The 22,218-nt window shown below is 61.4% G+C and carries 21 protein-coding genes and 1 tRNA gene; 9 read left to right on the top strand and 13 right to left on the bottom strand.

Annotation, left to right across the window (positions count from 1 at the left end; genetic code table 11):
- Positions 1-46: 46 nt before the first annotated feature.
- From radC to rpmG, 3 genes are all read left to right on the top strand, one after another.
- Positions 47-721, top strand: coding sequence for a RadC family protein (gene radC / locus IGS58_RS04260; RefSeq protein ID WP_070256677.1), 675 nt, complete (start codon positions 47-49; stop codon positions 719-721).
- 247 nt (positions 722-968) lie between these two features.
- Complete coding sequence (gene rpmB / locus IGS58_RS04255) at positions 969-1,205, top strand: 50S ribosomal protein L28 (protein ID WP_010400928.1); 237 nt, start codon at positions 969-971, stop codon at positions 1,203-1,205.
- Between the two features lie 22 nt (positions 1,206-1,227).
- Positions 1,228-1,395, top strand: coding sequence for a 50S ribosomal protein L33 (gene rpmG, locus IGS58_RS04250; RefSeq protein WP_010400929.1), 168 nt, complete (start codon positions 1,228-1,230; stop codon positions 1,393-1,395).
- A 141-nt stretch (positions 1,396-1,536) separates the two neighbouring features.
- Here rpmG and IGS58_RS04245 read toward each other — a convergent pair whose 3' ends face one another.
- The 5 genes from IGS58_RS04245 to IGS58_RS04225 form a co-directional block, all read right to left on the bottom strand.
- Positions 1,537-2,745, bottom strand: a complete 1,209-nt coding sequence (locus IGS58_RS04245) for a DesA family fatty acid desaturase (protein WP_034785142.1) — start codon at positions 2,743-2,745, stop codon at positions 1,537-1,539.
- Between the two features lie 133 nt (positions 2,746-2,878).
- Positions 2,879-4,237: a mechanosensitive ion channel family protein gene (locus tag IGS58_RS04240; protein ID WP_034785139.1), complete on the bottom strand. Its 1,359-nt coding sequence runs from the start codon at positions 4,235-4,237 to the stop codon at positions 2,879-2,881.
- A gap of 125 nt (positions 4,238-4,362) precedes the next feature.
- Positions 4,363-5,682, bottom strand: coding sequence for an RsmB/NOP family class I SAM-dependent RNA methyltransferase (locus tag IGS58_RS04235; protein ID WP_070256678.1), 1,320 nt, complete (start codon positions 5,680-5,682; stop codon positions 4,363-4,365).
- A gap of 21 nt (positions 5,683-5,703) precedes the next feature.
- Positions 5,704-6,312 carry a phosphoribosylglycinamide formyltransferase gene (gene purN, locus IGS58_RS04230; RefSeq protein ID WP_034785137.1) on the bottom strand — a complete coding sequence of 203 codons (609 nt, stop codon included), beginning with the start codon at positions 6,310-6,312 and terminating at the stop codon, positions 5,704-5,706.
- 156 nt (positions 6,313-6,468) lie between these two features.
- Positions 6,469-6,867, bottom strand: a complete 399-nt coding sequence (locus IGS58_RS04225; protein WP_034747450.1) for a barstar family protein — start codon at positions 6,865-6,867, stop codon at positions 6,469-6,471.
- A gap of 401 nt (positions 6,868-7,268) precedes the next feature.
- Between IGS58_RS04225 and IGS58_RS04220 the strand changes: the two genes are divergently transcribed.
- From IGS58_RS04220 to IGS58_RS04205, 4 genes are all read left to right on the top strand, one after another.
- Complete coding sequence (locus tag IGS58_RS04220) at positions 7,269-7,781, top strand: glycine zipper 2TM domain-containing protein (RefSeq protein WP_034785134.1); 513 nt, start codon at positions 7,269-7,271, stop codon at positions 7,779-7,781.
- 130 nt (positions 7,782-7,911) lie between these two features.
- Complete coding sequence (locus IGS58_RS04215; RefSeq protein ID WP_211547855.1) at positions 7,912-8,700, top strand: spermidine synthase; 789 nt, start codon at positions 7,912-7,914, stop codon at positions 8,698-8,700.
- Between the two features lie 47 nt (positions 8,701-8,747).
- Positions 8,748-10,502: a GspE/PulE family protein gene (locus IGS58_RS04210; protein ID WP_230520741.1), complete on the top strand. Its 1,755-nt coding sequence runs from the start codon at positions 8,748-8,750 to the stop codon at positions 10,500-10,502.
- 68 nt (positions 10,503-10,570) lie between these two features.
- A tRNA-Lys gene (locus IGS58_RS04205) sits at positions 10,571-10,646 on the top strand.
- Positions 10,647-10,719: 73 nt separating this feature from the next.
- On the opposite strand, the gene IGS58_RS04200 is transcribed toward IGS58_RS04205, so the two are convergent.
- A complete protein-coding gene (locus IGS58_RS04200; RefSeq protein ID WP_230520740.1) occupies positions 10,720-12,036 on the bottom strand; it encodes a caspase family protein in 1,317 nt (438 codons plus the stop codon).
- A 42-nt stretch (positions 12,037-12,078) separates the two neighbouring features.
- Positions 12,079-12,918, bottom strand: a complete 840-nt coding sequence (locus IGS58_RS04195) for a hypothetical protein (RefSeq protein WP_230520739.1) — start codon at positions 12,916-12,918, stop codon at positions 12,079-12,081.
- A 235-nt stretch (positions 12,919-13,153) separates the two neighbouring features.
- Here IGS58_RS04195 and IGS58_RS04190 point away from each other — a divergent pair, with 235 nt between their 5' ends.
- Positions 13,154-13,564, top strand: a complete 411-nt coding sequence (locus tag IGS58_RS04190; RefSeq protein WP_230520738.1) for a hypothetical protein — start codon at positions 13,154-13,156, stop codon at positions 13,562-13,564.
- Here IGS58_RS04190 and IGS58_RS04185 read toward each other — a convergent pair whose 3' ends face one another.
- Complete coding sequence (locus tag IGS58_RS04185) at positions 13,565-14,068, bottom strand: hypothetical protein (RefSeq protein ID WP_230520737.1); 504 nt, start codon at positions 14,066-14,068, stop codon at positions 13,565-13,567.
- 3 nt (positions 14,069-14,071) lie between these two features.
- Positions 14,072-15,118, bottom strand: coding sequence for a lysozyme inhibitor LprI family protein (locus tag IGS58_RS04180; protein WP_230520736.1), 1,047 nt, complete (start codon positions 15,116-15,118; stop codon positions 14,072-14,074).
- A gap of 173 nt (positions 15,119-15,291) precedes the next feature.
- On the opposite strand from IGS58_RS04180, the gene IGS58_RS04175 reads away from it, so the two are divergent.
- Positions 15,292-17,448: a S9 family peptidase gene (locus IGS58_RS04175; protein ID WP_230520735.1), complete on the top strand. Its 2,157-nt coding sequence runs from the start codon at positions 15,292-15,294 to the stop codon at positions 17,446-17,448.
- 157 nt (positions 17,449-17,605) lie between these two features.
- On the opposite strand, the gene IGS58_RS04170 is transcribed toward IGS58_RS04175, so the two are convergent.
- The 4 genes from IGS58_RS04170 to IGS58_RS04155 all read right to left on the bottom strand — a co-directional run bounded on the left by IGS58_RS04170 (position 17,606) and on the right by IGS58_RS04155 (position 22,195).
- Positions 17,606-18,898: an MFS transporter gene (locus IGS58_RS04170; RefSeq protein WP_034786573.1), complete on the bottom strand. Its 1,293-nt coding sequence runs from the start codon at positions 18,896-18,898 to the stop codon at positions 17,606-17,608.
- A 157-nt stretch (positions 18,899-19,055) separates the two neighbouring features.
- Positions 19,056-19,514 (bottom strand): BON domain-containing protein, encoded by a 459-nt coding sequence (locus IGS58_RS04165; RefSeq protein ID WP_230520734.1) that lies wholly within the window; start codon positions 19,512-19,514, stop codon positions 19,056-19,058.
- Positions 19,515-19,618: 104 nt separating this feature from the next.
- A complete protein-coding gene (locus tag IGS58_RS04160; RefSeq protein WP_230520733.1) occupies positions 19,619-20,311 on the bottom strand; it encodes a hypothetical protein in 693 nt (230 codons plus the stop codon).
- A gap of 150 nt (positions 20,312-20,461) precedes the next feature.
- Positions 20,462-22,195, bottom strand: a complete 1,734-nt coding sequence (locus IGS58_RS04155; protein ID WP_230520732.1) for a dipeptidyl-peptidase 3 family protein — start codon at positions 22,193-22,195, stop codon at positions 20,462-20,464.
- Between the last annotated feature and the right edge of the window lie 23 nt (positions 22,196-22,218).

Genomic DNA, 22,218 nt, shown 5'->3' with positions numbered 1-22,218 from the left:
ATCGTTGGCAGGCGCCACGACGAGCCGGGCGCGAACGGGAGGCAAGATGGGCATCAAGGATTGGCCGGCCGGCGAACGGCCGCGCGAGCGCCTGATCGAGGATGGCGCGCAGTCGCTGTCGGACGCGGAATTGCTGGCCGTCTTCCTGCGCACGGGCGTGCGCGGCAAGAGCGCCGTGGAACTGGCGCGCGACACGGTCGAGCACTTCGGCTCGCTGCGGGGTCTATTCGGCGCCAGCCTCGTGAGTTTTTCCGCCGTGCACGGCATGGGCAGCGCCAAGTTTGCCCAGTTGCAAGCCGTGCTGGAACTGGCGCGGCGCGCCATCATCGAAGACTTGCAGGCGGGCCAGGCCCTCAATTCGCCGCACGCCGTGAAAGACTATTTGCGCCTGACCCTGGGCCACCTGGCGCATGAAGCGTTCCACGTGTTGTTTTTGGACGTCAAGAACCGCCTGATCACCACCCAGGAAATGTTTCGTGGCACCCTCACCCACACCAGCGTGTATCCGCGTGAAGTGGTAAAGCAGGCCCTGCTGCACAACGCGGCCAGCGTCATGCTGGCGCACAACCACCCGTCCGGCACGCCCGAACCCAGCGAATCGGATCTGTTACTGACGCGCGCGCTGGTGCAAGCGTTGTCGCTGGTGGACGTGCGCATCCTCGACCATTTCGTCGTGGCCGGGCGGCAAGTACATTCCTTCTCGGAACACGGCCAGATCTAGGCCGGGGCTGGCCAGGCAGCAGTTAACCATGTGTAAACAAGGACATACGTGACAGCAGCAAGACGCTTATCTAACAGTAAACAGGGCTGTTTACCAGTGCTTCCACCTATGACGAAGGGGAAAAGTCAAATTGTTAAATTATTTCAATACAACATGACACAATTGTTTTTCGCAAGTCATTGATAAATCTGCTTATTTTGGATATACTCTCGTTTTTCCAATTTGGAATATCTTTAAGGAGTGCGCCATGGCACGTGTTTGCCAAGTCACTGGGAAGAAGCCGATGGTCGGCAACAATGTTTCCCATGCAAACAACAAAACCAAACGTCGTTTTTTGCCTAACTTGCAGAATCGTCGTATTTTTGTTGAATCTGAAAACCGCTGGGTCTCCCTGCGTTTGTCCAACGCCGGTCTGCGCGTCATCGATAAAGTCGGCATCGACGCCGTATTGGTCGATATGCGCGCTCGTGGCGAAAAAGTCTAATTAGCAGAATAAGGGAGCTATCATGGCAAAATCAGGCCGCGACAAAATCAAGTTAGAATCGACCGCCGGTACGGGTCACTTCTACACGACCACCAAAAACAAGCGTACGACGCCTGCGAAAATGGAGATCATGAAATTCGATCCTAAAGCACGCAAGCACGTAACGTACAAAGAAACCAAAATCAAGTAATTGATATTGTGTTCTGTAAAAAGAGCCGCTCCGATGAGCGGTTTTTTTTCGCCCTGATTTTCATCTCGCCGTTCTCCCCTTCTGCCTGGACGAAAAAAAAGGCCCTGGAAACCAGGGCCTTGATATGACGCGACAGCTTACTCAGGCATAGCTGCGCAGGCGCAAGGAGAAATCTTGCAGCGACTTGATGCCAGACGCTTCGGCGCGCGTGCACCAGTCTTGCAGCTTTTGCAGCAATTGCTCACGCGTAAAGTGCGAACGTTCCCAGATGGCGCCCAGCTCCACGCGCATGTGGTGCATGGTTTCCAGCGCCTTGCTGTGCTGGAACAACTCCGACAACTGCTCATGGTGCGCATCGGCCAGCTTGCCCGGCTCGCGCTGCATCAGCTTGCGCGACGATTTCAGGAAGCGCTTTTCCAGCTCGGCCTTGTGCTTCAGGTGTTCCAGCTCCTCCTTCCAGGCATGCTTGATCGATTTCGCATACTTGGCCATCACGTCGTAGCGGTTGGCGATGACGGACTGCAAGGTCTCGAAATCCGCTTCCAGCTTGCCGTGCGAGAACTTCGGCTCCGGCGCCAGCTTTTTCACCTTCGCCAGGCCCAACATTTCCAGCGCGCGGATATACGCCCAGCCGATATCGATTTCATACCATTTCGACGACAGCTTGGCCGACGTCGCATAGGTATGGTGATTGTTGTGCAACTCTTCGCCGCCGATCAGGATACCGAACGGAATGATGTTGGTGGCCGCGTCCGCGCAGTCGTAGTTGCGGTAGCCCCAGTAGTGGCCAATGCCGTTGATGATGCCGGCCGCCGTGATCGGGATCCACATCATTTGCACGGCCCACACGGAAATGCCGATCACGCCGAACAAGATGAAATTGATGACGAACAGGGACACCACGCCCAGCCAGCTGTATTTGGTGTACAGGTTGCGCTCGATCCAGTCCGTCGGCGTGCCATGGCCGTACTTGGCCATGGTTTCCATGTTCTTCGATTCAGCGCGGTACAGCTCGGCGCCTTCCCAGAAGACTTTCTTGATGCCGCGCGTCACGGGGCTGTGCGGATCTTCTTCCGTATCGCATTTGGCGTGGTGCTTGCGGTGGATGGCCGCCCATTCCTTGGTCACCTGGCCCGTCGTCAGCCACAGCCAGAAACGGAAGAAATGGCTAGGGATGGCGTGCAACTCCAGCGCCCGGTGGGCCTGGTGGCGGTGCAGGTAAATCGTGACGCTGGCGATCGTGATATGCGTGACCACCATGGTGTACAGGAAAACTTGCCATGCGGACAGATCGGTAATGCCAGTTGCCATGAACTGCAAAACGTCGTGTAAAACGGAACTCAATGTCATTACTGCTACTCCAAGTGGACAGGGCGTGCGCACGGTCGCTCCAGTGATTCTGGAGGTCCGGCAGAGTTAATTTTAGGCGTGATTGTACGCCCTAATGGGTGCGGTCAGGCAAAATCGGAGGCAGGCAGCGAGGTTAAGGCTGGGTGCCGGATGGGGCGGACTCACCCTCTGCCGCGCTGGCGAGCGGGGCAGGAGGCGTACCAACAATACGCAATTCGCGTTGCGGAAACGGTACAGTGACCTTATGTTCCTGCAAGGTGCGCCAGATGGCGCGGTTCACATTCGACTTCACGCCGCCGGTGCCGTTTTCCGGGTCCGCGATCCAGAAGCCGATCTGCACATCGAGGCCGTCGGCGCCGAAACGCACGAGGGTGGCCGATGGCGGATTGCTTTGCGACACACGCGGCACCTTGGCCGTCGCCGCTTCCAGCAAGGGGAAGATGACATCTAGATCCGTTTCATAGCCCACCGACACGGCCGTCGACAGCCAGACCATGCGGTTGCTCAGCGACATGTTCTGCACGCCGCCGGAAATCAGCATTTCATTCGGCACGATGGATTCAACGCCATCGCCACCCAATAACACAGTATAGCGCGTATTGATTTGCGTGACCTTGCCCGTGAACTGGCCCACCGTGATCATGTCGCCGATGGTGAGGCTGCGGTCCAGCAGGATGATGAAGCCGGACACGAAGTTCGCGGCGATCTTTTGCAAGCCAAAGCCCAGCGCCACGCCGAAGGCGCCGCCAAACACGGACAGCACCGTCAGGTCGATGCCCACCAGCGACAGGCTGACCAGCACGGAAACGAGGATCAGCACGGCGCGGCCCATGCGCGACATCACCACGCGCAAGGAAGTGTGCAGGCCCTGCATTTTCATCAGGCGCTCGTCGAGCGAGGTGCCGGCCCACATGGCCAGCACCAGCAGCACGGCCACGGAAATAGCGGCTTGCAAGATGGCAGCCACAGACACCTTGTTGCGTCCCAGCGGCACGACGATGCTTTCCAGGAAGGTATGCAATTCCGGCCACAGACCCGTGATGTACAGGGCCATGCCGGCCCACACCACGACTGTAAATATCTTCTCCAGCAGCAGCATGGTGGGACTGATGTCGCCATGGCGGGCAAAAATGCGGCGCAGCACATAAAACCCGAAGCGCACCAGCGCCATCGACGTGCACAGGGGGATGGCAATGCTGAGCAGATTGACCGACTGGAACTTGGCGAGGAAATGCTGCGCAATGCCCAGCAGCATGGCCGCCAGCACGGGCGTCAGGATGCGGATGAAACTATCGGTGCGCTGCAAGGTTTCCGGCGTGGCCGGCGTGGCGGCCGCTTCCGCGCGCTGGTGCAGGAACACGCGCAACTGCCGCACCAGCAGCCAGCTCAGCGCCAGGCAGGCGACGATGACCAGCGCCTGCCACAGGATGGCCGGTTGACGGAAATCGTCGACAAAGTCAGTGATCAGGTTGAGCAGCGGGGTTTCGTTCATGGCGGATGGAGTCTGGAAGATGGTGCGGGGGAATAACCGGGCGGGGCGCCCACAGCTTGCGCCAGACAGGCCGGCGCAAGTGCATGGCCACCGCTGCGATGCTGCAGCGGTGGCCCGTGACAGCCTTATTCGGCTGGTTCAGCGTCAACGTCGTCGGCCGGCTTTTCATCGGCGTAGACTTTTTTCGGCATGACCTTGCGTTCGAACACGGCGGCGAAGAAGCCATCGGTCTGGTGCAGATGCGGCAACAATTTCAGGTAGTCGCCCATTTCCAGCTCGATCTTCTGTTCGGCCAGCACTTTGCTCATCGGCACCAGGGTGAAGTCCGGATGGGCCGCGAGGAATTGCTCGGCGATAAAGTCGTTTTCTTCGTTCAGGAAGCTGCAGGTAGCGTACACCAGGCGGCCGCCGCCCTTAACCAGGCGCGCCGCGCCGGCCAGGATGGCAGCCTGCTTGGCTTGCAATTCCACGATCGAGTTCGGCTGCTGGCGCCATTTCACGTCCGGATTGCGGCGCAGGGTGCCCAGGCCGCTGCATGGCGCATCGACCAGCACGCGGTCGATCTTGCCGGCCAGGCGCTTGATCTTGGCATCGCGCTCATGCGCGATCTGCACCGGATGCACGTTCGACAGGCCGCTGCGGGCCATGCGCGGCTTCAGCTTGGCCAAACGCTTTTCCGACACGTCGAAAGCGTACAGACGGCCCGTGTTGCGCATCAGCGCACCCAATGCGAGGGTCTTGCCACCCGCGCCGGCACAGAAATCGACGACCATCTCGCCGCGCTTGGCGCCGACGATCTGCGACAGGATCTGGCTGCCTTCATCCTGCACTTCGATGGCGCCGCTCTGGAACAATGGCAGGTTTTGCAACGATGGCTTCTTGATCACGCGCAAGCCCAGCGGCGCAAACGGCGTCGGCGTGCTGAGGATAGGCGCTTCGGCCAGGGCCAGCATCACGTCCTCACGCGTGGCCTTGAGCGAGTTCACGCGCAAGTCCAGCGGCGCCGGCGCGTTCAGCGCATCGGCCAGCTTCATGGTTTCCGCTTCGCCGAACTGGGCGATCAGCTTGTCGAACAGCCAGGTCGGCATGTTGGCGCGCATATTCGACGGCATCAGGCTGCGGTCGATCTGCGTGATGCGTTCCAGCCATTCCACTTCTTCTTCCGTCAGGCCGCCCAGGGAGTCCGCCCCGACGGCTTCGGCCAGGCCGAGGATGGTCAAACGGCGCATGGTCGGGCCACTGCCCGCTTCGGCGAAGTCCGTGAAGAACGATTTGTTGCGCAGCACGGCATAAATGCCTTCGGCGATGGCGCCGCGTTCGCGCGAACCGAGGCGCGGATGGTCGCGGAAATAGCGCGACAGGGTGGTGTCGGCCGGGGCCGTGAAACGTAAAATTTCGCGCAATACTTCTTCAGCATTGGCAAGTATCGCTGGTGGCAATCTCATTGTTATTCTTCCTGTAATATTTTATTGAGGGTCCACGCGGACCTGGCCATGCTCGACTGACAGTTTATCGTCAATGAACAGGCGGATGGCGCGCGGGTAAAGCAGATGTTCCTCTACCAGCACGCGCGCCGATAAGCTCTCTTCTGTGTCGCCTGGCAAGACGGGGACTTTCGCGCTCGCCACGGCCGGGCCATGATCGAGCTCGGCAGTCACGAAATGCACGGTCGCGCCGTGTTCCGTTACGCCCGCCTCGAGCGCCTGGCGATGCGTCGCCATGCCCGGGAACAGCGGCAGCAGCGACGGGTGGATATTGAGCATGCGCCCCGCGTAATGCTCGACGAAGGGCGGCGTCAGGATGCGCATGAAACCGGCCAGCACGACCAGGTCGGGGGCAAAGCCGTCGATCACGGCTTGCAGCGCCGCATCGAACTGTTCGCGGCTGGCATAATCCTTGTTGGCAACGACTGCCGTCGCTATCCCGTGTTCCGCGGCAAAAACCAGTCCCTGGGCATCGGCCCGGTTACTGATGACGGCGGCAATACGGGCTGGCCATTGCTCGGCTTGCGCCGCGCGCACGACCGCTTCCATGTTGCTGCCGCGTCCGGAAATGAGGATAACGATATTTTTCATAGCGCGCATTGTACCCGCTATGGCGATGCGAATCTAGAAAGGCCGGCATTATTGTTGCGGCGCAACATGGGCGCCGGCGCGCCGCAGCCGCCCGAAGATGCCGATTCTCACCTGCGCGGGAAGCCGGTTTGACGGCGCCGCGGCAAGAGTAAGTATTTACTCGAACGAATAGAAGACGCGGAACGGGACTTTCTTCTCGGCCCAGTAGTCGGCCGCGTCGCGGAATACGTCGAGCAGGATCTCGCGCGCTTCCTTGTCGAATTTTTGCGTATTTGGCAATTGCTCGAGCACCACCAGGAAACCCGTCTGCGTGCCGGCCTTGAACATGGTGTCCGTCAGGCACAGGCGCAGGGCATCGAAATTCTTCGCCAGGTTTTTCGGAAACAGGAATGCTTCTGCAATAATGCCGATGACTTGTTGTTTGGTCTGTCCAGCGTTGCAATGCGCATATAAAAAGTGCTGCCCGAGACGGATCGCCTCGTCTTGTAATTCGGTCACGCGAAAGGCACGGATGGACTGGACAAGGTTGGGCGGCACGGTTAGTAACAAACTCATTTTTCCCTCAAATCGACCTGTTATGTATGGATCTCTTCTAGCTGCTCTTCTTATTGCATCCCCGCACGCGGGTCAATGCGCACGCGGTGATTCGATCTGTATCAACTTTTATGCGATTCAGTGCGATTTTATATAAGCCATACGCGTATTAGGGTAACGTGTTGTCCTGCATGAATCAACCCGAATATGATGTCAAACGCAAGATTTGTTACAAACCGCTGGTTTCAAGTCATTTCAACATCTTGTATCGATTGAAAGTGCATGTTACAGACTGTGGGGCAAGGGGCTTGGGCTGTTACATTTTGTTGCCATGCGAAACACTTGTCCCCGTCTGGCGGGATTACTATAGTCCCAAGTTGTAAAAAATACCCTGAAAGATTCTCTAAATAACGAGGTTACAAATGAACTTGCAAGCCAAATTGATGATGTCAGCCCTTTGTATCGGTGCATTGCCACTCGCCCAGGCCGCCGACTTTGAAGATTTCGGCAAGGTCGTGCGCGTCGTGCCGCAAGTGGAACAGATCAACCGTCCACGCCAGGAATGCCGCACGGAATACGTGCAAGTCCAGGCCCCGCCGCAACAGCGCAGCGCTGGCGGCTCCATCGTCGGCGGTATCGCCGGCGCCCTGCTCGGCAGCCAGGTCGGTGGCGGCAATGGCCGCACGGCCGCAGCGGCCGCTGGCGCGATTGCCGGCGCCGTCGTCGGCGACCGTGTCGACAACCAGAACAATTACCAGGGCGGCATGCAGGAACAAGCCGTCAAGCAGTGCCGTCAGGTCGACCACTGGGAATCGCGCAACAATGGCTACCAGGTCACCTACGACTACCGCGGCCGCAACTACACGAGCATCATGTCCTACGATCCGGGCGAACGCATCCGCCTGCGCGTCTCGATCGAGCCCGCTCAACAGTAACGCCTGACATAAGCTGCTAGGCGTCGTTGCACAGCAATTTAAAATGCCGGTCCCAGTCGTTCTCATGGGGCCGGCATTTTTTATGCCCCCCCGGCGCGGGCTATAATGCGGCACACTTTCAGGCCGCCTTATGCTTATCAAACGAAAATCCATCGAACAAGTCGAATCCTCGCGCCCTGCGCGCAAGCCCCGCTATGCCCCTGTCACCCTGTCGGAAATGGATGGCGTGCGCTATCTGCATTTCGGCACGGAATGGGTGCAGGGCGCCATGCGCATCCGCAAGCCGGACTGGCCGGAGCTCGAGTACGCGCAGCAGATGATGGCGTGGATGCTGTGGATCGAACAGCCGCAGCGCCTCGCCCAGCTGGGCCTGGGCACGGCCGCGCTGACCAAGTTCTGCTACCGCCAGTTCCCGCAGGCGCAGGTCGATGCCATCGAACTGAATCCGTCCGTCATCACCATCTGCGCCTCGATGTTCAAGCTGCCGCCCAACGACGAGCGCCTGCACGTGCGCGAGATGGATGCGCTCGACTACGTCAACGACGACGCCAACCACGGCACTCTGGACGCCCTGCAGGTGGACCTGTACGACGCCACGGCGCGCGGCCCCGTGCTCGACAGCGCCGAGTTCTATTCCGCCTGCTGCGCCTGCCTGGCGCCGCACGGCATCATGACGGTCAACCTGTTCGGCGACCATCCCAGCTACGCAAAGAACATCAAGGCGATGAAGTTTGCGTTTGAACAGGTGATCTGCCTGCCGGAAGTCCATGATGGGAACGTGGTGGCGATCGCTTTCAAGACGAAAGTGGCACTCGATACGGAAGCGCAAGCCGCCCTGCTCGAACGCGCCAAGCAGATCGTCGCCGAGACCAAGCTGCCCGCCAAGTCCTGGGTCAAGGGCATCGTCAGCACCCTGTAACCGCCGGCAAGTCCAGGCAAGGCCGGCAGCCCGGAAAGGCGCCGGCCATGCCCGCATCCCCTCCTTCTCCCGATACGCCGCTGCAACTGCCCCAGCTGCTGGCCTGGCTGCAGGAAGACGGCTTGCTCGATGCGGCACAAGCGGCCGCCATCGACGCCCAGGCCGCCCTGCTGCCGGCACCCGCCCTGCATCCGCTGTGCAGCATCGCCCACGGCGCACTCACGCTCGATACCCTGTGCGCCTGGCTGGCGCAACGCTCCAGCCTGCCGTATGTGCGCATCGATCCCCTGCACATCGATTTCAGCCAGGTGGCCGACGTCATGACGGCCGGCTATGCGGCCCGCTTCAACATCCTGCCCGTGGAAAGCACGCCTGAGCGCATCGTCATCGCCACCGCCCAGCCATATGCGCTCGCTTGGCAGGCACAGCTGGGAAACCTGGCGCCGCGCAAGCTGAGCCTGGTCATCGCCAACCCGCTGCACATCGCCGACGCCATCGCGCAATTTTTCAGCCTGGCCAGTTCCGTCAAAGTGGCCTGGCAAGCCTCCACGCAAGACCTGGCGCTGCGCCACAATTTCGAACAACTGGTGGAACTGGGGCGCAACAAGACCAGCCTCGACGCCAACGACCAGCACGTGGTGCGCATCGTCGACTGGCTGTGGCAATACGCGTTTGCCCAGCGCGCTTCCGACATCCATCTGGAACCGAAGCGCGACGCGGGCCTCGTGCGCCTGCGCATCGACGGCCGACTGCACCAGGCCTACCAGTTGCCGCCCGTGGTCTTGCTGGCCATGACGGCGCGCATCAAGTTGCTGGGGCGTATGGACGTGGTGGAGAAGCGCCGCCCCCAGGATGGGCGCATCAAGACGCGCAATGCGCAGGGCCAGGAAATCGAGCTGCGCCTGTCGACCTTGCCCACAGCCTTCGGCGAAAAGCTCGTCATGCGCATCTTCGACCCGGAAGTGGCCGTCAAGAGCCTGGCCGAGCTGGGCTTTCCGCCGACGGACGCCGAACGCTGGCGCCAGTTGACGGCGCGCACGCACGGCATCGTGCTGGTGACGGGACCCACCGGTTCGGGCAAGACCAGCACCCTGTACAGTACCTTGAAGGCGCTGGCCGGCAGCGAAGTCAATGTGTGCACGGTGGAAGACCCCATCGAAATGGTCGAACCGGCCTTCAACCAGATGCAGGTGCAAACCCAGGCCGGCATCGAACTGTCGTTTGCCGATGGCGTGCGGGCGCTGATGCGGCAAGACCCCGACATCATCATGGTGGGCGAAATCCGCGACCTGGCCACAGCCGAGATGGCCATCCAGGCGGCGCTGACGGGGCACCTGGTGCTGTCGACCCTGCACACCAACGACGCGCCCTCGGCCGTCATGCGCCTGCTGGAACTGGGCTTGCCCGCCTATCTGCTGGAAGCGTGCCTGGCCGGCGTGCTGGCGCAGCGCCTGTTGCGCTGCCTGTGCCCGGGCTGCAAGCAGCTGGACACGGCTCCCGGTGCCGCGGCGTGGCAGCGCCTGACAGGCGGCCAGCTGGAGCGGCCAGCCGCCGCATACCGCCCCGTCGGCTGCGCCCTGTGCCGGCACAGCGGCTATCTGGGACGCGCCGGCATCTATGAACTGCTGGGCGTGACGGAAACGTTCGGCCAACTGGTCAAGGCAGGCGCCGACCTGCATGCCCTGCGCCGCCAGAGCATCCTCGACGGCATGACGCCGCTGCGCATCGCCGGCGCGCGCAAGATCATCGATGGCACGACCAGCATCGACGAAGTGCTGAAGCTCACGGCAGCCCTGCATTAGCGGGCCAGCACTTTCTCACAGGAATGCTTTGCATTCTTTTTCAACTGATATATAATGCGGCCTCTTTCGGGTCGTTAGCTCAGCTGGTAGAGCAGCGGACTTTTAATCCGTTGGTCGCAGGTTCGAATCCCGCACGGCCTACCACGAATACAGCAGTACAGATCAGGGCTACCCGCTTCGGCGCGTAGCCCTTTTTTGCGCTTGCCGCCTGCCCAGCTTAGCGCTGGCCGCTGGCATGCTCCAATGCAGCCACATCGGCCCGCCCGTCGGCCAGCCGCCCGCACACGAATGCCGACACATAGTTTTGGGTCGCCTGTCCATTGACGCCGACGCCGCGCTGCGGAAGGAAGTTACCGACCGGATAGGCACTGGCGATCTTGAAGAGCATTTCCCGCTCAAGCGGATACGCCTGGTCGTAGCGCATGATATTGCGATGCACGTTGTAGCCATTGTTATTGTTCATGTCTTGCGACAGGGGCTTGACCATCACGCGCCCCACGCCCAACTCGCTGGCCCGCATGGCAATGTCGCGCGCCAGCGACGTGGCAAAGGCATAGCGCGCCTGCTCGCCATCGCCTTCACACCAGAAGATGTCGAGCGTGACGCCATCGTAGCGATCGCGCACCATCAGGCGCTTGCGGCTGACGGTCGCCGCCACGTTGCGCGGCGCGGCTGACATGCCGGCCTTGAGCGGATTGAACTTCAGGGCGGAGAAGGCAGGGCCAACGTTGGTTTCGGCATAAGTGTCGCGCTTGCCGCTGTCGTACAGGCGCCAGACGCGGATGCCGACGGCGGCCATGATATCGCCTATGTCGCCGCCTTTCGACAGTTCGTCGGCCAACACCAGCGCATAGGCGCTATGGCCCTTGCCGTCGTTGTCGGGCGTGCGGTCGCCGGCGGTGGTGGCGTACTGGATCAGCGTGTTCGGCCCGGTGCGGATCGACACGGCCTCGCTGTAGGTGACCTTTTCGTCGACCGGCACGTCGCGGCATTTGTCCAATGCCACGACGAGTGCCACATTCTTATCATCCGGCAATTTCTGCAGCATCTCGGCGACGTTGTTGGCATTCTTTTGCAGCAGTTTGAATTGCTCCAGGTCGCCGTCATTCTTGAATGCGGCATGATCCATCCGGAACAGCACCGGCACCGTGAACGCGTGGCCGTGATACTGCATGCCATGGCCGGAATAAAAGAGGAAGACAATCGATCCCTTGGGCAAATCCGACAGGCTGCTGGCAAAGTCGGCGACACGGGCGTTGAAGGTTGCCTGGTCCACATTGCAATAGTCATGGATCTCGAACCCGAATTTGGCCAGCTGGCTCTTGACCAGATCCGAATCGCTGCAAGGATTCTTGAGGTCGGCAATGTAATCGCCCGATGGCGTGGGATCGAATTTCCCGTTCTGGTCGTAATCCCAGTTGCCGATCAATAAGGCGACACGCTTGGGCGGACCGGATTGTGCCTGGCAGGGAAAGGCCAGCAGCAGGGACACGGGGATACAGAGCAAGGCTAGTACGCGTTTGAGCGGATACACGATATCACTCCTCGGTTGGCCAGGGTGGATGCCGGGGCGGACCTAAGCGCTTTTCAGGCCACGCTCGAACAGCGCGGCCTCAAGCTCGCGCCGCAGCACGAGGCCGCGCATATTCGGCACGCCTGTCCACAGCCGCGCCATGGCCCGCAACTCGGCGGGGATGGCATCGTAGGCTTCGTTGACCATGTGCTGGCGGATCATGCGCATCTCGCGATAGCGCAGGCCATCCTTGCGGAAGCTGGCACCGCGGTTGTAGACCAGCGACACGAGCGCGCCCAGGCTGTCATCGGACAGCTTGTCCGTGTTGGGAAGGCGCGCCAGCGTCAGCGCCACGTAGCGCGGCAACAGGCGCGTACGAAACTGCTGATCGGCGATGTCCCACGGAACCGCTACGTCGCGTACCTGCGCCAAGGCATCGCGGGCCTCTTCCGCCCTCAAACCACAGACCTTGCGTAATGTTGCCAGTTCGCCGTCAGCGAGCCGGGCTTCCCAGTCTTCGTTGAGCCAGTCGGCCGTGACGTATCCCAAATCATAGCCAATGCCTATCGTGACGCCCGACTCGCCGGCAGGCCAGATCGGCTGCTGGAACTTCGCCTCGTAGCGCGCGCGGTCGGTCACTTCGAAGGTGGTAATGAGCGTGATGGCGGCTTCCGAGATTGCCCGCGAAGACAAGGGAGTACGCGGCGCAATGGCCCGCGATTCGTACTGCTCGCCGAAGCCCTCGCGACTAGTGCGCGTCGCTTCAAGCAGCGACGGATCGTTGATGGCTTGCCGCAGCAAGGTATCGAATGCATCCGACTGCGCCAGCACCTTGCCGCCAGCGAGCAGGCCCATGGCTCCCAGCGCGACCGCCGCGCCAACAAATTCTCGTCTGGAATGCATCGCATGCTCTCCTCTAGTGTCCGGCAAACATGGCGATACGCCACTTGCAGGCAAAACTATGCGGGATGGCGCGCAGCGCGCCATTGATGCACTTCAATATACAGATATTTATTATTTGAAAATACACAGTTTATTGCACTTGTGCTTGCTTTGTCAGCCCATGCTTTTTTGCTGAAGCATAGCCGCGCATGGCAGTTATACTGGTGCATCCCATGCCGATCCGGAAAGATACACCGTGAAACTTGCCGCCCTGCTGTCCACCCATCTCCTGCTGTGCGCACTGCCGCTGCTTGCGCAGGCGCAAACGCCCATCGTGCTCGACGGCCAGTACAGCGCACGCACGGACGAGATGAGCCTGCAGATCATCGGCAACCGCGTCTGCTTCGCGCCCGACAAGGCCCAGTGGGGCCGCCTGCTCCGCCCTGCCGCCACGCACGATGCATGGTTTTGTTTCAGCAACGATGGCGAGGCGCGCCGGCTGCTGCGCGTGCCCGCGCGCCAGGCCGACAATTGCGGCTGGCAAGCGCGTGCGCGCATCGTCATCGACACCTATCAACCGTATGTGGAGCAAGGCGATGGCAACGACATGGCGCGCCTGGCGTCGGTGGTGAAGGTGGCGCAGCCAAACGCCATCGCCTGCGAGTAATCAGCCCAGTTCGTATTCCTGCAGATACCGGGCAAACAATTCCCCATCGGACAGCGGACACGCCAACCCTGCGCCCCAGTCGGCCAGCAGGAGCTGCTCTTTCAAGGGCAGCAGCATGAGTTCAGGCATGGCGTCGCTGCACCACAGGTCGCACACGATGTCGTCGCCGTCCAGGCCAGCAAACAGGGTCTCCGTCGTCTCGCCGCCAAAGGCCAGCACATTCTTGCATTCCACCCGGTAGCTGCTGTAGCCCGTGTAGACGGCGTCGTACGGCGGCAAGGCATCGGCCAGCGCCAGGCGCAACTGGTCCGCCGTGAGGCCCAGCGCGCGCAGCGGCGATGGCGGCGCCTCGGGCACGTACATCTGCGTCCAGCCGGCGCCGCTGCGGTGCGCGTCGGCAAATGCCTGCTGCTCGCCCATCTGCGTCAGACAGTGCTGCAAATTATCCAGCGGCAGCAGTTCGATCATGCAAAAATCATCTTCGTGATAATAGGCTTCACGCATGCTTCAATTCTCCAGCAAGTCGTGCAGTTGCACATTGCGCCGCGACGTCAGCAGGCCGGCCCAACTGTCGCTCGTCACGGACGGGTAACGCACGGCACCAAAGTTCATCCACGCATCGCGGTATGCCAGCCACAGGCGCTGGGTGGCGCGGATGCCATCCTTGCCCACGGCGCCCGCATGGGTTTGCGCCGGCTTCTTCATGAGCTTGCCGTAGATGGCGTTGAGTTCCTTGTCGAGCGCCGCCGCCTGTTCCCTGGACATGCTGGCCGGCAGCTTGCCCGCTTCGTATTCGCGCAGATCGTGCGCCAGCAGATCAAGTTCGGCCGTGCGGGCGGCGATGCTCAGGGCGGCGCGGGCCGTGCCGCTCAAATCCGTTTCATAGTCCGCGCGCGCATCGGCAAACTTGCTTGCCGCCGCCTGCAGTTTTTGCAGCGACGCTTGCGCCGCGGCAGGCATGCTTGCGCTGGCTTTACCTGTCGCCTGCGTGCGCACGCGTTGTTTCTGGCGCGCATCGATGGCGCTGCACACCCCCATCATGTAGCCGCTGGTGATGTCGTCGCACAAATCGATCATGCCGCGTCCACTGGCATTGATCTTCTGCAAGTGTTCAATGCGCCCTTGCATCTCGGCCGGCGCCGCATCGATGCTGCACGCGTACTTCAGCGCCAGCAACGGGTCTTTCTGCACGCCCTGCCCATTCTGGTACAGCATCATCAGCACGGCGCTGTTCTGCGTGGCCATGGCGCAATGGCGCGCGGGACGCCAGTCCGCCGGCTTGGGCGAGGACATACTCTTGGTATCGTAATACAGGTCTGTTGCCTGGCACTGCTGCAGCGATGCCACGGCGGACGGCGCCGGCAGGTCGGCGGGCGGCGGCGCCGCATCCTTGACCTTCAGGCAACCCGCATACCAGGCCGTGCTTTCCGCGTGACCGACGCCCATGGCGCTGGTATTCGGGTACGGTGCGGGCGCCGCGGCAAAAACCGGGGCGGCCAGCAGGCAGCTCGCGCCCAGCAATATCGTTTTCAATAAGGGTAGACTAATTTTCATGGCCGGCCACAGGTAGCATCAGTAAAAGAACAAGTTTAACTGATCAGCCATGGCGCGCCCGCCCGATACGCGGCCGTCCCACGTGGTAAGTAACGGTACACAACCTTGGCAGTGCAGGAAACGATGGGCAATAATGTTGCCCGCTGTACTTTTTTCACTACCGGACCACGCCCATGACCTCACCCCGTCTTCGCCGTTCCCTCGGCTCCCTGCTGATCGCAGCGGCCTGCGCCTCGCTGGCAACGACCGTCCACGCCGCCGATACCAAGGCCACCACCCCAGTTGCCGCCACGCAAACCGATGCCAGGCACGCCATCACGCATGAAGACGTGTGGCTGATGAAACGCGTGGGCGCGCCCGTCGCCAGCCCGGACGGCAAGTGGGCCGTGTTTTCCGTGGTCGACAGCGCCTACTCTAGCCAAGACCAATCGTCGGATCTGTGGATCAAGTCGCTGCTTGACGACAGCCCTGCGCGCCGCCTGACCTCGTCCAAGGGCGGCGAAAGCGCCGTGGCCTGGTCGCCGGACAGCCGCCAGCTGGTCTTCGTTGCCAAGCGCGACGGCGATGACGCGGGACAGATTTACCGCCTCGACGTGGCTGCTGGCGGCGAAGCGCAGCGCCTGACCTCGCTCACCCTGGGCGCGCGCATGCCGAAATGGAGCCCGGATGGCAAGCAATTGCTGTTCATCAGCGATATCTATCCAGGCAACAAGACGGAAGCCGACGTCAAGCAAAGCGCGAAAGAGCGCAAGGAGCGCAAATACAGCGCCCGTTCGTATGAAACGACGGCGCCCCGCTATTTCGACAAATGGCTGACCGACAAGCAGGTGCGGCTGTTCATCGTCGACGCCGACGCCGCAGCAACCCCGCGCGACATCCTGTCGGGCACACAACTGGTCACCCTGCCGGGCTTTGGCGGCGGCCAGGGCGACGAGGGGCAATCGCTGGATGCCGTCTGGACGCCGGACGGCAAGGCCGTCGTCTTCAACGCGGCCACCAACCGCGATGCGGCCCAGCGCGAAGCCGTCTACTCCCAGCTTTACTTGCTGCCCGTGGCGGGCGGTGAAGCGCAGCGTTTGACGCAGGACAAGCACAGCTATGGCTCCCTGAAATTCGCGGCCGACGGCAAGACGCTGTTCGCGCTCAGCGACGCGCAAACGCCGGGCAAAGTGTATGACGTGAAACGCCTGGCCAGCTTTGCCTGGCCGATGAGCAACCCTGCACCGACCATCCTGACGGCCAAGCTGGACCGCTCCATTTCGCGCTTTGTGCTGCCCGAAGGCAGCAAGCGCGTCATCTTCAGCTATGAACATGCTGGCCTGGAAAAGCTGTACTCGATCGACGCCAGGGGTGGCGACGTGCGCGAGGAACCATCCTTGCCGACGGGTACCATCAACTCGCTGAGCAGCGGCGGCAAGGCCCTGGTGGGCGTGTGGGAATCCGCCATCAATCCGCCGGAAATCTACGCCTTCAACGGCAAGCAGCCGAAGCGCCTGACGACCTTCAACACGGACAAGGCAAGTAAAATCGACTGGCAGGCGCCCGAGCACTTCTGGTTCACCACGGCCGACGGCCGCCAGATCCACAATATGCTCGTCAAGCCGGCCAACTTTGACCCGAACAAGAAATACCCGCTGTTTACCGTCATCCACGGCGGCGCGGCCAGCATGTGGCGCGACCAGTTCGTGCTGCGCTGGAACTATCATTTGCTGGCCAAGCCCGGCTATGTCGTGCTGCTGACGGACTACAAGGGTTCCACCGGCTATGGCGAGGAATTCTCGCGGGCTATCCAGTTCGATCCGCTGAAGGGCCCTGGCGATGAAGTCAACCAGGGCGTCGATGAAGCCATCAAGAAATATCCATTTATCGACAGCACGAAACTGGCTGCCGGCGGCGCCAGCTATGGCGGCCACCTGGCCAACTGGCTGCAAGCGACCACCACGCGCTACAAGGCCATTGTCTCGCATGCGGGCGAAATGGACCTGATCATGCAATGGGGTACCAGCGATGGCGGTTTCGGCCGTGAAACCAATGCAGGCGGCCCCGTGTGGTCGAACCTGCCCGTGTGGCGCGAGCAAAGCCCCGTCATGCAAGCGGGCAACCACGAAAAAGGCACGGGCTTTACCACGCCGATCCTGATCACCGTGGGTGAACTCGACTATCGCGTGCCGGCCAACAATGCGCTGATGAACTTTGCCGTGCAACAGCGCCTGAACGTGCCGGCGAAATTGCTGGTCTTCCCGGACGAAAACCACTGGATTTTGAAGGGCGAGAACAGCCGCTTCTTCTACAGCGAAGTCGAGGGCTGGCTGGCCAAATACTTAAAATAAGAACACCACAGAACAGTCCATGGCGGCGTTGCATTGCCTAGTCTTACTATTCGTACTGCCTTCGGCAATGCGCCTTGCCCTGAACGTGTTCTGAGGCGTTCTTGAAATCTTGAAAAAATGAAAAAGCCAGGCTCCGCTCATGCGGGCCTGGCTTTTTTCATGCGGGCTGGGCGGAGGCCACGGCCGCCTTCTGCCGCTGGATCGCCAGCACCAGCAGCGCGGCGACGAGGCAGGCGGCGCCGGCCGCGAACAGGGCAGGATTGTAGGTCAGCATCAGGGTGCGGATGCGGCCCGCGCCGTAGGCGGCCACGGCGGCGCCCAGCTGGTGGCCGGCGAAGATCCAGCCGAAGACCATGCCCGCCCGCTCCCGGCCAAACGTGGCCCCCACCAGCTTCACGGTGGGCGGCACGGTGGCGATCCAGTCCAGGCCGTAGAACATGGCGAACAGGGACAGGCCGTACAAGGTGAATTCCGAATACGGCAGCCAGAACAGCGACAAGCCACGCAAGCCGTAATACCAGAACAGCAGCTTGCGGTTGTCATAGCGGTCCGACAGCCAGCCGGACAAGATGGTGCCGAACAGGTCGAACGCGCCCATCATGGCCAGCACGGACGCGGCCGGCACGGCTGACAGGCCCGAGTCGCCGCACAGGGAAATGAAATGCGTCTGGATCAAGCCATTCGTGCTGAGGCCGCAGATGAAAAACGTGCCGAACAATATCCAGAAGGTGCGGTTCGCCGCCACGCTGCGCAGGATCATGAACGGCGTGGCAAACGTCATTGTCGCCGCCGGCGCCGCCACCAGGGGCGTGGCCGGGTCGGCGCCGTAGGGACGCAAAGCCACGTCCTGCGGGCGGTTGCGCATGCACAGGAAGGCCAGCACGGCGACGATGGCGCAGGCGGCGAACACGGGCATGACGGCCGTGCGCCAGCCGTAGTGTTCGATCAGCCAGGCGCCCACGGGCAGGAACAGCAGCTGGCCCGTGGCCGAACTGGCCGTCAGCACGCCCACCACCAGGCCACGGTGCGTCTCGAACCAGCGGTTCGCCACCACGGCGCTCAAGACCAGCGCCGTCATGCCCGAACCGAGACCCAGCAGGATGCCCCACAGGGCGACCAGGTGCCAGAACTGCGTCATGCGCGTGGCCAGCAGCATGCCCGCTGCGATCAGGCCCAGGGCCACGCAGATGACATTGCGCAAGCCGAAACGCTCCATCAGGATGGCGGCAAACGGCCCCATCAGGCCGAACAGTACGAAGCGCACGGCCAGGGCCGAGGAAATCTGCTCGGCATCCCAACCGAACTCGCGGCTCAAGGGCTGCATCAGCGCGCCCGGCAAACCCAGCGCGGCCGACGACGTCAAGGCGGTGAGGAAAGTAATGGCGACGATGACCCAGGCAAAGTGCACGCCGCGCCGCTCCAGCCATTGCGAAAAAGATAGGGAAAGCATGCCGTCCTCATGAGAAAAAGTGAATGCCGGTCAGCATCAGCCGACTGGATTTTTCTCATGTTATATTATGATCGTAATTTATACAATCAAAAAAAACTGGAGCCACACTGCTGCGTGCGGCTCCAGTCCCGGCTTTAACGCATCGACAGAATGCGGCTTACTTCACCTTCAAGCCATTCTTCACATCCGTCACGCCTTCCACGCCACGGGCCAGGTCGGCGGCTTTTTTCACTTGCGCCTGCGAAGGCACGAAGCCGCTGAGCATGACGACACCGTTGACCGTTTCCACGTGTACATCGAGTGCTTTCAAGTCGTTGTCCTTGACGAGGTCAGCCTTGATTTTCGTCGTGATGACAGAGTCGGCCACGGCCGTCTTGGTGCTGCCGGCCGCATTGCGCGTCACGCAAGCGGCCTTGGCGCGCGCCACCTTGGCTTCCTCCACGCAGACTTTTTTCGCGTTGCCGCTGTGGGCGTCGCAGGCGGCCTTGGCCTGCTTGTAGTCGGCCGATGCCTTGTCCGTCAAACTCTTGTACGAGGCATCCTGCGCATACGCGGGCGTGGCGGCAAGCAGGGCGCTGGCACTGGCGGCCAGCATGAGTGCGATCATTTTGTTCATGATGGTTCCTCTCTGGTTAGTTGATGCCCAGATTAGACCCCTGCCGCGCGCAAAGCTCCGTGCGACAGCACACGCTGACAGTCCATTCGCATAAAAATCATCGCTTATTTGTCGCCGCTCAAGCCCTTCCGCCACAATACTTGCGCCTGTTCAAATGGTGAAACGGAGTCATCAAATGCACCCGCGCCAGCGGCCAGCGTCAGCCAGGCTTGCGTGGCGTGCGAACCGCCTGCGCCATCGCCAGCCGCGCGCACGCCGCGCATCCAGGCCAGCACATCCTGATACTGCCCGGGGTGGCGTCCATGCATCCACGCCAGGGCCACCAGATCCGCATAGCCCTCTTCGCGGCGCGTCTCGCGCAGCTCCTGCGCCAACGGTGTCAACTTGCTCCGCTGCATGCTGCGCGGCTCGACAAAGCCGCGTGGCAAGGCATGCCAGTCGCCCTGCGCATAGCGCTGGCAGTGGCCGATCTCATGCGCCGTCATCGCTTCCATCATCAGGCCGTGGCGCATGGGTAGCACGCCTTGCAGGACACTGTCCGCCTGCGCATTGCCGCGCAAGGAGAGCACCAGCTTGCAGCGCCCTGCTGCGTAGCCCAGCGCCAGCGGCACGGCGCCGGGGGCATCCTGCGGCTGCACGATGATATCGATGGGCAAGCCTTGCGCACGCGCAAACGCGATGACGGCTTGGCCCGCCTGCAGCCAGCGGGTTTCCAGGTCGGTGAGCTTGGCGGCAGCCACGGCGGACACAGGAGACAAAACGATGAGCAAGCTCATCAGCAAGAGCGGATTTGGCATGGGATCGGCGGGAAAAAGAGGATATACCGCTGCAGAGTAAGCGGTGAAAATATTTCCACAAGGAAAAACTGGCAACTTTTCATAAATAAAGACGAAAAAAAACCGGCGCAGAGGCACCGGCTTTTCACACTGATAATAATCAAGGTCAGCTTATTTCTTCGCCGCCTTGTCCAGCGCGCGGGCCGTGACGAATTCCGGGCGGATATCGTTGGGCACGGCCTTCATCTTGTCGAGCGCCACCTGCACTTCGGGGCGGATCACCACGTACTTGGTCATCAGGTCTTTCGCGCGCGCATAGTCGCCCGTCGCCTCAATGGTCAAGAATTCACGGTCCAGGTCGATCACGGCCTGTTTGATCTTGCCAAAATCGACGCCGAACTTGCCGTCGCCCAGCGATACAAAGCCGCCCTTGTCGAGGATGTAATTCATCTGGATGGCCATGCCGCGCGCATGCGAATCCGTCAAGCCGAAATGCAGGGTGCGGAAACCGGAGGCAAGGAAAGTGTTATACAGCTTGCGCTCGGCCGCCTCGCCCTGGCCCAGGGTGTCATTCAGTTGCCCCTTGTCCATCATGTAGCGCAGCGCAAACAATCCCGTGATGTCGGCCTTGGCTTCCTCGATGGTCGAATAGGCTTCCTTCAAGTCCTGGCGCGGTGTCGATGGCTTGCCGTCGACCACGGTCGCATGCGGACCCAGGCCGTGCATGATTTCATGCGCGAGGATGTGCGTGAAGAAGGAATTGAAATCGACATCCTGCTGCGCCTCGGGCGTGAGCACCAGTTTCGAGATCGGCGTCAGGGTGGCCTTGAACTTGGCTTCCTGCACGTTTTTCAGCATGACGCGCTTGGAGCCGCGCGCGCTGATGATGCGCTCGTCGTTCGGCAAGTTGTAGGCGGCCGTCTGCACGGCCATGTTGCCGTCGCCGGCGCCGTACACCTGGTTGACCACCACCATCGGCGCCAGCGCGCCCACTTTCGGGTTGCGGTAGCGGGCGTCGAGCGGCAGGTTGTCTTCCAGTTCCTGCATGTGCCTGGCGAAGAAATTGAGCTTTTGCGTCTCCGCCTGGTCGCGGATGTTCACGTAAGCCTCGAACGCGGCCTTGTAGCCGAACAATTCGTCGTTATACGTCTCGTACGGGCCGATGGTGATGTCGACGGGCGAATCGAGGTCCATCCAGGCGAAGTCGGACGGCAGATAGTCGTTGTCGAGGAAAGCCTTGGCGCGCAGGGTCAGGAATTTCTTCAGCGATGCGTTGTCCGTGGCGGCGGCCGCCTCGTCGAGCAGCTTGGCCAACTGCTTCAGTTCCACCTTGTACTCGTCGGAATACTTGACGGTCTTATAGGTGCCATCCTTGCCCGCGCGAATCGTCGTGAAGAACCATTGCGCCTGCTGCTTGTCGTCCGCCGTCAAGCCGTTCATCCACGTTTCCAGGCTGGCCTTGGTGGCGCCCTGCGGATAGAAATTGCCCGCTTCCGGCTTGTGCGCGGGAATCGCGATGCCGGCATAGCTGGCAGGCATGAAGGAGGCATGGGCGTCGAGCACCGACCATGGTCCCTTGTTGATCCAGAAATAGTTCAAACGGGCCTGGCCCAGGGCCGACTTGTCTTTCTTCAGGGCTGCCCACAGCGCTTCATTGCCGGACCAGCGCTGGCGCAGCTGCAGCACATCGACCAGCTTGGCCGCTTCGACCAGCTTGGCGATGGCCTGGCGGTCGCCTGCGGACAGGTGCGTGACATCGGCCGTCAGCGCGACGGGCGCATAGCGCGCGCTCATGGCCGTCAGTTGTGCGGCGGTGGCCGGGGTTGCGGGTGCGGCCGCTTGCGTTGCGGCGCAGGCGCTGCCGACGGCGGCGGCCATCAGCAGGGGAATCAGGATGTTTTTCATGGGGCCTCGGTGTGTGGTTCACA

It is taken from the genome of Janthinobacterium sp. EB271-G4-7A, assembly GCF_020858075.1.
GTDB lineage: Bacteria > Pseudomonadota > Gammaproteobacteria > Burkholderiales > Burkholderiaceae_D > Janthinobacterium > Janthinobacterium lividum.
The sequence above is the reverse complement of the archived record's forward strand: the minus strand, read 5'-3'. Positions and strand labels throughout refer to the sequence as shown.

Excerpts from the sequence above, each read along its gene's own strand:
- IGS58_RS04180 (WP_230520736.1), bottom strand. The coding sequence starts at position 15,118 with ATGAAAATTAGTCTACCCTTATTGAAAACGATATTGCTGGGCGCGAGC.
- IGS58_RS04220 (WP_034785134.1), top strand. The coding sequence starts at position 7,269 with ATGAACTTGCAAGCCAAATTGATGATGTCAGCCCTTTGTATCGGTGCA.
- rpmG (WP_010400929.1), top strand. The coding sequence starts at position 1,228 with ATGGCAAAATCAGGCCGCGACAAAATCAAGTTAGAATCGACCGCCGGT.
- IGS58_RS04175 (WP_230520735.1), top strand. The coding sequence starts at position 15,292 with ATGACCTCACCCCGTCTTCGCCGTTCCCTCGGCTCCCTGCTGATCGCA.
- radC (WP_070256677.1), top strand. The coding sequence starts at position 47 with ATGGGCATCAAGGATTGGCCGGCCGGCGAACGGCCGCGCGAGCGCCTG.
- IGS58_RS04245 (WP_034785142.1), bottom strand. The coding sequence starts at position 2,745 with ATGACATTGAGTTCCGTTTTACACGACGTTTTGCAGTTCATGGCAACT.
- IGS58_RS04210 (WP_230520741.1), top strand. The coding sequence starts at position 8,748 with ATGCCCGCATCCCCTCCTTCTCCCGATACGCCGCTGCAACTGCCCCAG.
- IGS58_RS04165 (WP_230520734.1), bottom strand. The coding sequence starts at position 19,514 with ATGAACAAAATGATCGCACTCATGCTGGCCGCCAGTGCCAGCGCCCTG.
- rpmB (WP_010400928.1), top strand. The coding sequence starts at position 969 with ATGGCACGTGTTTGCCAAGTCACTGGGAAGAAGCCGATGGTCGGCAAC.
- IGS58_RS04240 (WP_034785139.1), bottom strand. The coding sequence starts at position 4,237 with ATGAACGAAACCCCGCTGCTCAACCTGATCACTGACTTTGTCGACGAT.
- IGS58_RS04235 (WP_070256678.1), bottom strand. The coding sequence starts at position 5,682 with ATGAGATTGCCACCAGCGATACTTGCCAATGCTGAAGAAGTATTGCGC.
- IGS58_RS04155 (WP_230520732.1), bottom strand. The coding sequence starts at position 22,195 with ATGAAAAACATCCTGATTCCCCTGCTGATGGCCGCCGCCGTCGGCAGC.
- IGS58_RS04160 (WP_230520733.1), bottom strand. The coding sequence starts at position 20,311 with ATGCCAAATCCGCTCTTGCTGATGAGCTTGCTCATCGTTTTGTCTCCT.
- IGS58_RS04185 (WP_230520737.1), bottom strand. The coding sequence starts at position 14,068 with ATGCGTGAAGCCTATTATCACGAAGATGATTTTTGCATGATCGAACTG.
- purN (WP_034785137.1), bottom strand. The coding sequence starts at position 6,312 with ATGAAAAATATCGTTATCCTCATTTCCGGACGCGGCAGCAACATGGAA.
- IGS58_RS04225 (WP_034747450.1), bottom strand. The coding sequence starts at position 6,867 with ATGAGTTTGTTACTAACCGTGCCGCCCAACCTTGTCCAGTCCATCCGT.
- IGS58_RS04170 (WP_034786573.1), bottom strand. The coding sequence starts at position 18,898 with ATGCTTTCCCTATCTTTTTCGCAATGGCTGGAGCGGCGCGGCGTGCAC.
- IGS58_RS04195 (WP_230520739.1), bottom strand. The coding sequence starts at position 12,918 with ATGCATTCCAGACGAGAATTTGTTGGCGCGGCGGTCGCGCTGGGAGCC.
- IGS58_RS04215 (WP_211547855.1), top strand. The coding sequence starts at position 7,912 with ATGCTTATCAAACGAAAATCCATCGAACAAGTCGAATCCTCGCGCCCT.